Raw genomic sequence first — 14,177 nt, 5'->3', positions numbered from 1 at the left:
GGTGGGGCTCCCTTCACTTGTTCCTTCACCTTCGGGTACCTGTCCTTCGGTGGGGTTCCCTTCACTCGTTCCTTCACCTTCTGTATTTTTAGCAGAAAGGCAAGATGTGTCAGGTTGCGTTTCTAATTGAGGTCCATTTAATCGATACATTGTGGCAAATGTAAGACATTGATTTACAAGATTATTTGATGGGGAAACAAAGTCTATAATTACTTGAATAGGTAATGAAGGGGGTGTAATCCAAAAAATATCCAGTATATTAGCGTTTTTTTCAGTGTCGTATTCGTATTTTGCACTTGGCTGGGTGGTGAATTGTCCAGAGATTCCTTTATAGGTCCACTCTATTGGAACAATTCCTTGTATGCCAATTGCTGTGATAGGTGTCTCTGTTTCACCCGAAATATTCAATGTAACGGAAATAGGTGAATTTGGAATATAACAATCAGGAGTATCGGGACAAAGCCCATCGCCACTTAATTGTAGAGTCATTGTCAATTCAGCATACACACTAAAATGTTGTACGCTCAACATCAAAATTAAAAAGCCTATAAGCCGATATACGTTCTTGGGGAACAACATTTTTTGAAATTTCTTTTTATTTGACATTTTTAACCTTCATCACTAAATATATAATCGTGTTATATAAATTATACACTTTTTAAATTAAGTTCTCTAAATAAATATTCCTAATACTGCAACTTTAAGATAAATTATCGTTCAAGGAGTTTAGTATAAAATTATAAAAAGATTATGTTCATACCCCCAATTAAAACTTAGGGGAAGAAAAAGGTAAACAGACCTAAAGGTGCATAGTATCATTAACTTATCTAAGGCAAGCTATGTGACTCTCTTGGACTGTGAGACATACAAACCCTTTACCACTTATAATCCCTTCGGGGTCATAAGGAGATTTAGGGAGAGTTATGTTTTTGGGCAGGAGAATAAAGGGGAGATTAAGTATGTGGAGGGGAAATCAGATTTGTGGGTGTTGTTTTGTCTTCATTATTTCACTGATGCGGTTGAAGATACGGCAGGTTAATTCGTTTTTGGGGATATATTCGGGTTTTTCATCGATAGTTTGTGGGGTTATCATCAGTGCATAAACGTAATCTGAGCCAAATGCACAGTTTTCGCCTCCTACCTGATTTGCAATGATTAAATCGAGGTTCTTTTTCTTCAGTTTTTCCTGAGCGTATTCGATAAGATGATGCGTTTCTGCGGCGAAACCGACAGTAATTTGGTTTGGTTTTTTCATACCTCCGACTGTTTTTGTAATATCAGGATTTGGTATTAGTTCCAGTTGATGCATTTTTCCATTTCTTTTATGCTTCTCGTCTGTCGGGTCTGCAACTCGGTAGTCAGCAACAGCAGCAGAGCCGATAAAAATGTCGTATTCGGGGAATCTTTTTATTGTTTCTTCGTACATTTCTTGTGCTGTTCTGACATATATTGTATTTGCTTGCTTCGGTGGCAATTCGGAAGCGGGCCCAGAAATTATTGTTACTTCTGCACCGCGTCGTAGTGCTTCCATTGCCAGAGCCTTGCCCATTTTTCCTGAAGAGCGGTTACTAATATATCTAACAGGGTCAATAGGTTCCTGTGTAGGTCCACTGGTGATAAGGATTCGTTTGCCTGCAAAGTCTTTTGGTTCGCCTAAAATAATGTCTATTTCCTCAAAGATGTAGATAGGTTCTTCCATTCGTCCAGGTCCTGTTTCTCCGCATGCAGTTGAGCCAGTTGCTGGACCGATAAATACGTTGCCTCTTTTTTTCAGTATATCTATATTGGACTGAGTTGCAGGGTTTAAGAACATTTGTGGGTTCATTGCGGGAGCCCAAAGGATAGGTGCTGTGGTTGCTAAAAGGGCAGTGCTAACCCAGTCATCGGCGATTCCGTGTGCTGTTTTTGCCAAGATATTGGCTGTGGCAGGAGCAACAACAAATAGGTCTATTTCGTGAGATAATTTGATGTGGGACAATGGACCCAACGTGTAAGGTTCAAACATACCTGTGATAACAGGATTTCCTGAGATGCTTTCGAATGTGGCAGGACCTATAAGTTTTTGGGCATTAGTGGTCATAGCAACAAAAACTCGGGCTCCTGCCTGAACGAGACGGCTACATAATTCACAACTTTTGTAGATAGAAATAGAACCTGTTACCCCTAACAAGATGGTTTTTTCTTTTAGAGATGAACCCATTGTTGAGTTTAATGTGTTAAATTTCAGTTAGGTCATCTTTTTCGTTTTTACGGTATGTAATTTTACCATCCATAAATTCTTCAAGTGTGAGTATAGTTGGCTTTTTCTTTTTGCCGAAAGCATGCTTTTCACTTTTCATGATTTGATTGACACGTTTGGTAGAAACAATGACCAAACGATACAAACTATCAATCTTTGTTCTTAGCTCATCGACATAAAACGGTGCAGGCATTTAATTATCCTCCTGTTATGTATTTATTCAAAATTTATTTCAACACGACTTGAGCGTAGATGTTCTGCATTGATAATGGTATTTAAATCGAAAGCACATTGGTCAATTTCATAATTTATAATAGTATAATCGAATTCATACCTTGCTTTCATTTCGTCATAGGCGCGTTTTAGTCGTTTTTGTATTTTTTCTTCATTTTCGGTACCGCGTCCTTTTAATCGTATCTCCATTTCTTTTAATGATGGTGGCATAAGAAAAACAGTGACTGTTTCGGGAAATTTCTTTTTAATACTTCGCATTCCTTGAATATCTAATTCGAGGATAATATCTTTTTTTTCGTTAATATGTCGTTGTAGTTCGGAATACAATGTTCCGTATAAATCATCGTGCACCTTTGCATATTCTACAAATTCACCTGTCTGAATTTTCTGGTTAAATTCTTCTTCTGACAGGAAGTAGTAATGAACCCCGTGTTGTTCATTCATTCTTGGTTTTCGGGTTGTTGCGGAGATGGAGATAGCCAGATCATTTCTCTGTGAGAGTAAATATTGAATCACTGTCGTTTTTCCGACGCCAGACGGGGCAGAAATGACAATCATGAGATTATTTTGGCCCACAGAAATTACTCCACATTCTGTATTTGTTCTCGTATTTTTTCCAATAATGTTTTCATCTGGACTAATTGCCATGCTAACTCAGCATCACGTAGTTTGGCACTGATGGTATTCAGTTCTCTTCCTATTTCTTGAGTTATGAAATTTAACGGTTTTCCACATTGCTCTGTTTGAAACAGTTCATCAACACGGTTTAAATGCGATTTAATACGGTTGACTTCTTCGGTAATGTCCAATTTGTCTGCCCATAACACCATTTCCATTGCGAGTCGTTCTTCTTTAACAGATGGGTCAATGGTAATCTCTGCTAACTTTAACCGAATCCGTTCTTTTTGAACCTCGCATAGTTCAGGTATCTTTTGTTCTAATGACGTAATTCCATTTTTAAGTTCGTCAAAATGGTTCTTTAATTGTTGTTCTATTTCCGAACCTTCTATGGCTCTTGATTGATTCAATTTTTCAATGGCGAGTTCTATTAATGGTTCCATTTCGAATTTTATCTGTTCTATCTCTTCATCTGAAATTGAAGTGTCAAATATTCCTGGCAATTGAACCAAAGTATTTAATGAAATTTCTTCAGTTGTGTTTAATAATTCCTGCATTTTCTTTATGCTCGATATGTATTCTTTTGCTACGGTTTCATTGAATGCAAATGTAGGTTCTGTTGTTTCGGTAATTTGTCGCCGAATCCAAACGTGAATTTTTCCACGATTTATTTTTTGTCTAATTTTATCTCGTATAAAAGTTTCTATAGAGCCCCATAATGATGGGAGTCGAATACTTATTTCTAAGGAACGATGATTTACAGAATTTATTTCCAAAGAAATAAGCGAGCCACGCACTACCCCAGATACATGACCAAATCCAGTCATACTATGCATGGATTTCCCCCTTCACAAATTCGGATGTATACAATGCTTTTATTTCCTGTTTTTGTTTTTCTTTTTAGTAGATTGTATTTATTATAATAAAAGTGAAAATAGTTTAACAATTTTAAATTCATTGGTAAAGCATTATATGTTCTATCCATTCAGAAAAAAATGTGGTCTTGAAATTTCTGTATCTGTTATCAGTTTAATACTGCTATTTAATTTACTCTCATGTTTCTCTTCAGAAAAAAATTCAACTACTTCTGTAAATGAGCCATCTGAAAAAACGATTTCAAAAGACAATATAGGGGAAGTAAAACCACCTGCTCTACCAGCAGAACAAGTAAGTCAGAATACGGAATCTATACTAATACAGTCCTCGTTGACACCAAAATTGGAGCATGAAAAGACAGAAGAAAGTGAGAGCACTATTGGAAATACATCTGCACTTCAAGTTCAACCGAAAGAATCTAAAGATTCAGAAGTGGTATCGGAACGTTTGACGAAGGTAACGGATGAAAATGTTATTCCTCCTCCGAACGAAGGAAATGTAGAAATTGACCCATTTAATCAAATACAAGTAGGTATGCGTTATGATGAAGTTGTGAAAGTTATAGGCGAGCCGGATGTGTTAATAAGTCAAGGTTCAGGTGGACAAATGAAATTGTATCGCTGGAATCGTGAGGATAAATCGTTATATGCAAGGTTTGAAAATGGGATATTAAAACGATGTTCGCGGAAAGTAGAAACAGGGACAGGAAATATCATACCTTTAACAAGGGAATTATATGACCAGTTAAAAGAGGGGATGCCCCTTGAAGATGTGGTGGCTTTACTACAAAGGCCAGGGACAAAAGTTAGTTCGGATAATGCTGGTGAGGTTATATATTTATGGACAGATAAAGGGGGGTCAAGTTTTTCTGCTCGTTTTGTTAGTAATAAATTAGTCCGAAAAAGTGGTTTTTATGTACGTCCTGTTTCAGTTCCTCAGGTAACGGAAGAGCCAGAGGAGGTACCTCAGCAAATAGAAGAGGAGGTAGGAGAGGGACCCATAACTGAAGAGATAGGAGAAGGATATGAGATGATGGAAGATGAAACGGGTGAATCGTATGATGAGCAAAATGTATTAGAAAATCAAACGCCAATTCAAAATATTAATAGGACTGTTCCACCTGCTGTTAATGAAGAGAGAAGTAAAATAGTTTACAATAATCGGAGGATTATTTATGCTGGGGAACGGAACAGAGGGTTAAGTGAAACGGGGTCTGTTTCTGTAATGAGACAGAAGTTGGCTCGTCAGAGAGTGCGTCTTCCTGATTTTACGTATCGACTTCGTGATGGAGCGTATGAAATAAGGATTAACAATCCGCTGGATACTTCGGTTAAAGTTGGAATTCGTTCTGGAAAACGGGGGAAAGATATAACACTCCCGCCAAACGGGACAAGGTCATTAAAAGTACCTAAGGGGGATTATCAAATTTTTTATATCCGAGACGATGACCCTACAACGGTACAGCAAGGTGGAGTTATTCAAATAGATGGACTTTTTATTGGCGATGTAGAGGTATTGTTATTAAAATAAAAACCTAATCGATAGGTGAAAAATTAAAGTATGGCTAAAAATACAGATGTCCAAATAAAAGCGGTGGCATTGTTTTTTCTGCCTGTTCAAACGCGAATACCTCTAAAATTTGGTAAGGAATCACTCACAGAGGTTACTTGTGCTCGTGTGGCTGTGCGTATTGAAGATAGAAAGGGGAACACAGCAATAGGTTGGGGTGAGACACCGTTAAGTATTCAATGGATTTGGCCATCGGAACGTCCCTATGTGGAACGTTATCAGCATGTCATTTCTTTTACACGTAAAATTGCTCATCTTTTTAAGAATTTTAATGAGAATGGACATCCCATTGAGATTGGTTATCAATTCATTGAACAAATATTACCCCGAGCCATAAAACAATTTAATTCTGGTAGTATGACAGAGCCCCTTCCCAAATTAGCAGGTCTTGTCTGTTGTTCCCCTTTTGACCTTGCCTTGCATGATGCTTTTGGAAATTTACATCAGTTGCCGACATACAACACATATAACTCCGAATTTATGAATAAAGACCTCGAAGAGTTTTTAATTCCTGCAGTTGATAAAAATATATCATTTAAGCATCTATATCCAGAACAATTCTTACAATATCCCTTACCTGAAAGGATACTTGTTTGGCATTTAGTGGGTGGAATGGACTGGTTAGAAGAAAATGAGGTTATAAAACGTCCTCACGATACATACCCAAATTCATTAAGGGAGTGGATACGTCGTGATGGATTAAAATGTTTGAAAATTAAACTTCGTGGAAATGATGCGGTTTGGGATTATGATAGAATAGTGCGTGTAGGGACTATTGCCATAGAGGAGGGGGTTGTATGGCTTAGTGTTGATTTTAATTGCACTGTTAAAGAAACGGAGTATGTAACTTTTATTTTAGACCGATTAATGAAAGAACATCCACGCATTTATGGAATGGTTCTCTATGTAGAACAACCATTTCCATATGAACTGGAAGAATTTCCTGTGGATGTGCGACCAGTATCCGCACGTAAACCATTATTTATGGATGAAAGTGCCCATGACTGGCGTGTGGTTCTTCGTGGTAGAGAGTTAGGTTGGACAGGGGTTGCCCTTAAAACATGCAAAACTCAGACAGGGGCTCTCCTTAGTTTATGTTGGGCAAAGGCTCATGGTTTGTTGTTGATGGTTCAGGACTTAACAAATCCAATGTTGGCTCAAATACCTCATGTTCAATTAGGTGCGTATGCAGGAACTTTGATGGGTGTTGAGAGTAATGGAATGCAATTTTATCCAGAAGCCAGCCAACCGGAAGCAATTGTGCATCCCGGGCTTTATGAACGTAGAGAAGGATATCTCAACTTAACCTCATTAAAAGGGAATGGATTTTGTATGCGTGTAAATGAAATACCACGAGAATTGCCACCACCAGATTTAGTATTAGGGGATATCGAGGTTTAGTGAGCAGGAGCGATTTTATTTCACTGTGTGGAATTTATGTAAATATGGATGTAAGAGGATATTTTTTATAGCAATTTCCAATTGGTCACCGAGGACAATTATATCGGCAAACTTTTTGGATGGTTCGATAAATTGTTTATACATTGGTCGAACAGTGCTTAAATACTGCTTTATGATATGGTTAATTTTCCTACCTCGCTCTGATATGTCTCGCTGTATCCTTCGGATAATCCGCAAATCATCATCTAAATCTACAAATATTTTTAGACTTGATATATCCCGAAGTTGTTCAAATGTCAAGGCATGGAGTCCCTCTAAAATTACTATATCCTTCGGTTCGATTATTATAGATTCATGACAGCGTGTATGTGTGGCGAAGTCATAAACAGGAGTTTCAATAGGGATGTGATGCTGAAGTTGAGATAGGTGATACATCAAGAGTTCAATTTCAATTGCGTCTGGATGGTCAAAGTTAGTTTTCAATCTTTCCCTCATGGGTATATGTGATAAATCTTTGTAATAATTATCGATAGGTATTACTACCGCATGAGGTGATAGCTCTGTCTGCAAACGGGATGCAATGGTAGTTTTCCCAGAGGCAGAACCTCCACCGATAAGAACGATAAAGGAGTTCATGTAAGCCATTCTTTGAAATCTTTCCCAAATAGAATATACAAGAATGCTGGCACACCTATTAGTGTGGTAATAATCCCGACAGGAACGCCTGTAGAAAATATTTTTCGTGATAGAATGTCGCACAATAAAAGAAATATTCCACCAAAAAGAGCACTATAGGGTATAACACGTCGATGAGATGAGCCGACGAAATAGCGAGTAATATGTGGAATAATGAGTCCTACAAAGCCGATGGGACCCACTTCTGCTACAATGACCGCTGTCATGATAGAAACTATGAGAAATATGTAGGTTTGTAATTTTACAATGTTTATTCCTCTGGATTGTGCAATTTCTATGTCAAAAGTATATTGATCCAACGCTTCACTGAAACGCCATAAGAAAAAGAACGATGGTAAGGAGACTATTGAAAGAATAACGACCGCCCTGTAACCTAATACCTGTGTTGAACCGAACCACCAACGTTCCATAAACACCAATTTGTCTGGGGTTGCAACATACCGAAGTATAGAGATGAATGCATTGGCTAACATTCCTAACGTGATGCCTGACAAAAGCAGGACTGTAGCAGAGATTTTTGGTTTTATCTTAATCAGAGTAAGGATTAACACTATTTCACCAACTGCAAATAAAAAAGCGAAAATATGGGAAACGGGAAAGGTTATTTTAAGCGAAATTGATAGGAGTGAGGTAATGCTTGCATGTCCTAAATAGGCAAGGTATGCCCCGAGGGAAGCAAAACTTGCGGTTCCTAAGGTATAAGGTGTAGCAAGAGGATTTCGTAATAACGATTGGAAAGCGACCCCTCCTAATGATAGCCCCATACCCACGAGGATAGAAACAAGTGTCCTTGGTAATCGGTGATAAATTAATATTTGAAAGATTAATGGGTGTTGCTGAGTCTCCGAATTTTTTATTACCTCCCACACAAAAGATGGGTTTATTGATTCGAAACCTATAAATATACTTATTGGAATAAGGATAGTAAGTGCGGTGATAGCGAGAAATAATATATGTACATGTTTACGGTTCATGGGGTATCTTTGGTTCAACCTCAATAAGAAGGGTTTGTGTAAATGGATGTTTTCCTACCCAGAAACGTGCACCATAGGCACGGTACAAATTTTCTTTTGTCAATGTTTGTTCTGCATTACCCTGAGAAACAAGGTGATGGTCTGATGATAGGAGAATAAATTCATCCGCAAAACGGGTGATGGTATTAATTTCATGGGTTGCAATAATTACCGCATAACCTATTTTCGATAAATGTTTGAGATGCTGTAATGTTTCTATCTGATGTGGAGCATCTAAACCAGATAATGGCTCATCCAATAATAGAATTTGTGGTTCTTGTGCGAGAATACTTGCTATGAGCGTTCTTTTACATTCACCACCAGAGAGTTCTGAAAAGGAGCGATTTTTCAATGCACTTAAATTCATTAATTCCATGCATTCATTAATTACGTTGTAATCGTTTTGTGACAATCCTGCGAGGGTTGGTTTTCTTGGGAATCTCCCCATAGTAACAATTTCAAGGACAGATAAGGGGAAAATAGGATAAATATTTTGAGGCAGAAATGCAATTATTTTTGCCCGTTCTCGAAGCGGGAATTCATTCAATGGTTTTTGATGTAATAATACTTTCCCAATATCGGGCTTTATAATTCCTGCGAGTAAGCGGAGTAAGGTACTTTTTCCTGAGCCGTTAGGTCCTATTAGAGCCGTGAGTGTTTCTGGTGAGATTGTTAATGACAAATTATCAAACAAAGGCTCACTGTTTGTGTGTCGGAACGATAGATTATCTACAATTAAAATTGGGTTCATAACCCTAATTTTACGTCGGGATGAAGTGAAGTCGCAATTTTTTCTGCGACTTTATAAATACGAGGTCCTGGTCTCATTCCGTATGATTCGAGGATGAAGAAAATACGGCTTTTACTTACAGCAGGGACTGTTTCTAATGCTTTCCAATCTAAAAATAAAGCGTCTAATTGTCGTTGAGTTAAATTTTCACCGCATCTAAATTCAACGATTGCTTCTGGTGCTTTTGCAATAATTTGTTCGGCAGAAACTTCGAAGTAAGGTTGTTCCGCATCTTCAAAAACATTAATTCCACCCGCTATTTTTAATATCTCTGATAGAAATGATTTTCCGCCTGCTACCTGAACAGAAGATAAATCGCGAAGTTCTCGACCGACAACAAGTAGTGTAGGTAATGGTTCTAAACCAGAGGTAAGGTTTTGTATTTTTTGGATATTTCCTTTCATTTCTTCTAATAGTACTTTTGCCTGACGGGTATGATGTGTTATTTCTCCAATTTTTATTATCCCTTCATAAATTTGAGGAAATGTATCCATCGGAACCGTATAATATTGAATTTCTGAATGTTCTGCGAATTCCCGCAATTGGGGAATTTCACCAGAGGTAATAATAATAGAAGGTCTTAACGTTGTGATTTTTTCTAAGTTTGGCGATAGATAACTTCCAATTTTGGGTATATTTGCTGTTTCGGGTGGATAATCATCAAAATCGCCAATCCCTTTTAGGAGTGTGTTTGCACCAATGGCAAAGATGATTTCGGTAATGTTGGGACCAATAACAACGATACCAGATTTTTCACTGGTTTGTTTGCACCCTAAGTTAAAAATCGAGATGAAAAATAGAATGACAAAAATATATGGGAAAAGTTTATCAAAAAACTTTTGTTCTCTAATAAAAAGTGTTGTTCGAAGAAACATAATACAACCTTCTTTAGTTATGTATATGTTTTTTGCAGCCGTGAAAAACATACTACAAAATGTATTATAATTTATTAACTTTACTGAACGCATATATTGTACTTCTTTCCTTATATACATTTATTGAACATAAGGTTGTGAATAAAGCAATATCAATGTTGACTAACAGAAAGGGATACGTGAACGAATGGAGTTTTTGAAATCTCAGGATTGGTACCCAGTAAGTTTTTTATGGAATAGAAGAGCATGGGAGGATTGGGACCCACAACAGATATTTAAGGAGATGGAACAAACTCTTTCAGAAAAAGAGCGTAAGTCTTTATGGATTCGCTCTCTGGTAGAGAAGGTAAATCAGTTAAATTCTCACCGTGTAGATTTTTCATATTGGTCGCAAGGTGAATTGCGAGCTCTGGAAATTATAACGGAGGTGTTTCGCTACATCATTCATTATTATGGAATGAGAGTTAAATCGGCACCATTCTTAGAATTGGGTGACCTTATACAGGAAGAATATTCTGAAAAAATATTTGATGTATTAACAAAGTGGCTAAATGAATTTCCGCCAGAAGATTATTTTCGAAAGAAATGTCAACATGATGTATTTTTTTCAAGAGAACCTCGTGGCGATTCCGCTTTGGAGCATCTTTTACAAGAAGTTCTATTGGGATGGATAACAAATCAAAATCCTGCAGGCAAAAAGTATAACGTTTTATTTTCTGATGATTTATTAAAGGAACAGGAACCTTACTATCCAAAATTGATTGACAAAGCGGAAACTATTTTAACCACATGGCCTCCTCTTCCAGAAACAAGACGAAATTTATGGGATACACTATGGGAACCGATTCGTGCGTGTCCGCATTCTTTAGAAGAACAACTGAATTATATCCGCAAGAATTGGAGTTTTTTCTTACCTGCTTCACTATTGATAGATATAGATATTATTTGGGGTATTATTCAGGAGGAAAGGCAGTGGCGAGGTTTTGGGAAAGGACCTTCAGATGTCCTTGATTTTAATTTGTTGAAACGTTTAGGTTATGAGGAGTATGAGGCATTTTCGCCGGATCGCGACTGGATGCCAAATCTCGTTTTGATTGCGAAGTCAACTTATGTTTGGTTGTCTCAACTATCGAGGAAGTATCAACGGACTATTAAACATTTAGATGATATTCCAGATGAAGAATTAGACCAATTAGCGGAATGGGGATTTTCTGGGCTATGGCTTATTGGTGTATGGGAACGTTCGGAGGCGTCAAAGAAGATAAAAAGGATGACAGGAAATCCAGAAGCATTAGCGTCGGCATATTCATTGTATGATTATGAAATTGCAGAGGACCTCGGAGGGGAACAGGCATTAAGACGACTTCAAGAGCGTGCATTTCAGAGAGGCATCCGTTTAGCAAGTGATATGGTTCCTAATCACTTTGGGATTTATTCACGCTGGATAGTTGAACATCCGGGCTGGTTTATTCAGTCGCCGTATCCTCCATTTCCTTCATATCGCTTTAACGGTCCTAACCTGTCATTGCACCCGGATATAGGTATTCAAATTGAGGATGGGTATTGGGACAATTCTGATGCTGCTGTTGTTTTTAAGTGGCAAAATTATAGGACTGGAGAAGTTCGATATATATATCATGGAAACGATGGCACACACATGCCCTGGAATGACACCGCACAGTTGAATTTTCTATTGTCTGAGGTCCGAGAAGCAGTGAAGAGAAACATTTTACATGTAGCACGTATGTTCCCAATTATACGATTTGATGCAGCGATGACACTTACAAAGCGGCATTTCCAGAGATTATGGTTTCCTGCTCCGGGAGAAGGTGGGGCTATTCCATCCCGTGCAGAATATGGGATGACGCGTGAAGAGTTTGATAAATATTTTCCAAAAGAGTTCTGGCGTGAAGTAGTGGATGTGGTTGCGGAAGAGACTCCCGATACTTTGCTGTTGGCAGAGGCTTTCTGGTTGCTGGAAGGATACTTTGTTCGCACACTCGGCATGCACCGTGTCTATAACAGTGCTTTTATGAATATGCTTAAAATGGAGGATAACGCAAAGTATCGTCAGACAATAAAAAATGTGTTGGAATTCAGTCCACCCATTTTACAGAGATTTGTGAACTTTATGAATAATCCTGATGAAGAAACGGCTGTCGCCCAGTTTGGTAAAGGTGATAAATATTTTGGGGTTGCTACAATGATGGTGACACTTCCGGGACTGCCTATGTTCGGACACGGACAGATTGAGGGTTTTACTGAAAAGTATGGTATGGAATATCCGCGTGCCTACTGGGATGAATTGCCTGATGAGGATTTAATTCGTAGGCACGAACGAGAGATATTCCCGTTAATGAAGAAGCGACATCTTTTTAGTGGATCTAGAAATTTTACTTTATATGATTTTATTACACCGGAGGGCTGGGTAGATGAAAATGTATTTGCCTACACAAATCGAGAAGGATTAGAACGAGCCTTAATCTTCTATAACAATTCTTATAATACCACGCGCGGTCGTATTTATCGTTCTACTCCAATTAATGTAGGGTCTGCAGAAAATCCGGAACTTATAACTCATACATTAGGGGAAGCATTGGGATTTAAGTCGGAGCCGGGAATCTTTTATATTTTTCATGATTTTAGAAAAGGTTTAGATTACATTTATACAGGTTCTCATTTATGTAATAACGGAATTTATCTTGAGCTGCAAGGATATGAATATGCAGTTTTTTTAGACTGGCGTGAAGTTTACGACCGTGATGGAATCTGGGGTAAGATAGCGGAGGTTCTGGCTGGTAAAGGTGTTTATAACATAGAGAATCTATATCATGAGTTTTTATTCTCGGATGTAATAGGACCCTTTGAAGAGGTTATGAATCCTGAATTGATAGGACCTCTAATCAAAGGAGAAGAGGTAGATAGAGAACGGTTAACAAGGGCATTAGAGATTTTTTGGTCTGCAGTTGCACGGAGAATCCAATATCCATTTCCCATAAACCCCTGGGTAGAAGAGACAATAGATGATGAGAGCCGTAAAATCTATCATAGATATATTGAGTTTTGTAAAATTGAGGATGAACCTGAGATACAATCGTATTTGGGGACTCGACTTGCTTTCTATAGTTCTGAACAATTAAGGTTGTCTCGAATTTTTACTGTTTGGAACTTGTTGCGTAAGTTAGGTGGGCTTGCGTTGATGTTGCTCGGACCTCCTTCTTATGAGTCTAATGAGATTTCATCAATTACAGCACAATGGCTCAAAGAATGGCACTTAACACAAGTGATTGCAAAAGGCTTTTCCGCATTAGGTTTAGATAAATCCACAGCGGAGAAAGAAGCCGAAATTATCCGTATTTGTATTGAACATGCAGAACGATTGACATATCTACAACGAGGACCCTGGGCACCACATTTATATCCAATTTTTTCAGATAAAGGTGTCCAGGATATTCTTGGTGTTCATGAATATGGCGGAAGGACCTGGTTTATAAAAGAGAACTTCGAAGACCTTCTATTTGCCCTTTTTACAACATTATGGTTAGTCAGATATCCCTGGTCTCCAAGAGACCGGGAACAACTATCTGCTTGTCTCGCAAATATTCATGAATTGATTATGGCAAGCAGTGAAACGGAATATGACTATAACTGGCTATTCGAGGCACTCAAATAGTTATTTCTGTGAACCAATCTTACTGTCAGCAGTGTTCCAGATTTGGAGATTGTCAAAACAGCCTGTATCATCAAAAGTGCCCAATCCAATTCTACCTTTTAAGAAAGTCTTATCTTCTGCCACCATAATTGGTTTATCCATGTCGTCATAATACACTTCAATTTTACCAGTTTTAGTATCACGCACAATTTTA

Annotated in this window: 13 protein-coding genes; 3 read left to right on the top strand and 10 right to left on the bottom strand. The window is 38.0% G+C overall.

What is annotated here, in order from left to right:
• The 5 genes from PLJ10_12750 to PLJ10_12730 all read right to left on the bottom strand — a co-directional run.
• The coding region (locus tag PLJ10_12750) for a hypothetical protein (GenBank protein HOK10513.1) at window positions 1-606 on the bottom strand (606 nt) is incomplete at its 3' end.
• 367 nt (window positions 607-973) lie between these two features.
• Window positions 974-2,200, bottom strand: a complete 1,227-nt coding sequence (gene coaBC, locus PLJ10_12745; protein ID HOK10512.1) for a bifunctional phosphopantothenoylcysteine decarboxylase/phosphopantothenate--cysteine ligase CoaBC — start codon at window positions 2,198-2,200, stop codon at window positions 974-976.
• Between the two features lie 16 nt (window positions 2,201-2,216).
• Entirely contained in the window at window positions 2,217-2,432 is a 216-nt protein-coding gene (rpoZ, locus tag PLJ10_12740) for a DNA-directed RNA polymerase subunit omega (GenBank protein ID HOK10511.1), read from the bottom strand.
• Between the two features lie 23 nt (window positions 2,433-2,455).
• On the bottom strand, window positions 2,456-3,049 hold the full coding sequence (gene gmk, locus PLJ10_12735) for a guanylate kinase (protein ID HOK10510.1): 594 nt from the start codon (window positions 3,047-3,049) through the stop codon (window positions 2,456-2,458).
• A gap of 5 nt (window positions 3,050-3,054) precedes the next feature.
• Window positions 3,055-3,927, bottom strand: coding sequence for a YicC family protein (locus PLJ10_12730; protein ID HOK10509.1), 873 nt, complete (start codon window positions 3,925-3,927; stop codon window positions 3,055-3,057).
• A 136-nt stretch (window positions 3,928-4,063) separates the two neighbouring features.
• Between PLJ10_12730 and PLJ10_12725 the strand changes: the two genes are divergently transcribed.
• Window positions 4,064-5,497 (top strand): hypothetical protein, encoded by a 1,434-nt coding sequence (locus PLJ10_12725; protein HOK10508.1) that lies wholly within the window; start codon window positions 4,064-4,066, stop codon window positions 5,495-5,497.
• A gap of 30 nt (window positions 5,498-5,527) precedes the next feature.
• Window positions 5,528-6,937, top strand: a complete 1,410-nt coding sequence (locus PLJ10_12720; protein HOK10507.1) for a hypothetical protein — start codon at window positions 5,528-5,530, stop codon at window positions 6,935-6,937.
• A 15-nt stretch (window positions 6,938-6,952) separates the two neighbouring features.
• On the opposite strand, the gene udk is transcribed toward PLJ10_12720, so the two are convergent.
• The 4 genes from udk to PLJ10_12700 are packed head-to-tail and all read right to left on the bottom strand — an operon-like array spanning window position 6,953 to window position 10,311.
• Window positions 6,953-7,582, bottom strand: coding sequence for a uridine kinase (gene udk, locus PLJ10_12715; GenBank protein ID HOK10506.1), 630 nt, complete (start codon window positions 7,580-7,582; stop codon window positions 6,953-6,955).
• Window positions 7,570-8,607, bottom strand: a complete 1,038-nt coding sequence (locus tag PLJ10_12710; protein ID HOK10505.1) for an iron ABC transporter permease — start codon at window positions 8,605-8,607, stop codon at window positions 7,570-7,572. The genes udk and PLJ10_12710 overlap by 13 nt, the downstream gene beginning before the upstream one ends.
• Entirely contained in the window at window positions 8,597-9,397 is an 801-nt protein-coding gene (locus PLJ10_12705; protein HOK10504.1) for an ABC transporter ATP-binding protein, read from the bottom strand. The genes PLJ10_12710 and PLJ10_12705 overlap by 11 nt, the downstream gene beginning before the upstream one ends.
• Window positions 9,394-10,311, bottom strand: coding sequence for an ABC transporter substrate-binding protein (locus tag PLJ10_12700; GenBank protein ID HOK10503.1), 918 nt, complete (start codon window positions 10,309-10,311; stop codon window positions 9,394-9,396). The genes PLJ10_12705 and PLJ10_12700 overlap by 4 nt, the downstream gene beginning before the upstream one ends.
• A gap of 187 nt (window positions 10,312-10,498) precedes the next feature.
• On the opposite strand from PLJ10_12700, the gene PLJ10_12695 reads away from it, so the two are divergent.
• The gene (locus PLJ10_12695; GenBank protein ID HOK10502.1) at window positions 10,499-13,984 is read left to right on the top strand and encodes an alpha-amylase family glycosyl hydrolase; all 3,486 of its coding nucleotides are present in this window, start codon (window positions 10,499-10,501) and stop codon (window positions 13,982-13,984) included.
• Here PLJ10_12695 and PLJ10_12690 read toward each other — a convergent pair.
• On the bottom strand, window positions 13,985-14,177 hold a 193-nt coding region (locus tag PLJ10_12690), incomplete at its 5' end, for a hypothetical protein (protein ID HOK10501.1).

This window comes from Candidatus Hydrogenedens sp. (assembly GCA_035361075.1).
Taxonomy (GTDB): Bacteria; Hydrogenedentota; Hydrogenedentia; order Hydrogenedentales; family Hydrogenedentaceae; genus Hydrogenedens.
This window is presented reverse-complemented; position numbering and strand designations above follow the sequence as displayed.

Bases quoted from the DNA above. Each gene is read 5' to 3' on its own strand.
- coaBC (HOK10512.1), bottom strand. From the start codon at position 2,200: ATGGGTTCATCTCTAAAAGAAAAAACCATCTTGTTAGGGGTAACAGGT.
- rpoZ (HOK10511.1), bottom strand. From the start codon at position 2,432: ATGCCTGCACCGTTTTATGTCGATGAGCTAAGAACAAAGATTGATAGT.
- PLJ10_12730 (HOK10509.1), bottom strand. From the start codon at position 3,927: ATGCATAGTATGACTGGATTTGGTCATGTATCTGGGGTAGTGCGTGGC.
- PLJ10_12725 (HOK10508.1), top strand. From the start codon at position 4,064: ATGTTCTATCCATTCAGAAAAAAATGTGGTCTTGAAATTTCTGTATCT.
- PLJ10_12720 (HOK10507.1), top strand. From the start codon at position 5,528: ATGGCTAAAAATACAGATGTCCAAATAAAAGCGGTGGCATTGTTTTTT.
- udk (HOK10506.1), bottom strand. From the start codon at position 7,582: ATGGCTTACATGAACTCCTTTATCGTTCTTATCGGTGGAGGTTCTGCC.
- PLJ10_12710 (HOK10505.1), bottom strand. From the start codon at position 8,607: ATGAACCGTAAACATGTACATATATTATTTCTCGCTATCACCGCACTT.
- PLJ10_12705 (HOK10504.1), bottom strand. From the start codon at position 9,397: ATGAACCCAATTTTAATTGTAGATAATCTATCGTTCCGACACACAAAC.
- PLJ10_12700 (HOK10503.1), bottom strand. From the start codon at position 10,311: ATGTTTCTTCGAACAACACTTTTTATTAGAGAACAAAAGTTTTTTGAT.
- PLJ10_12695 (HOK10502.1), top strand. From the start codon at position 10,499: ATGGAGTTTTTGAAATCTCAGGATTGGTACCCAGTAAGTTTTTTATGG.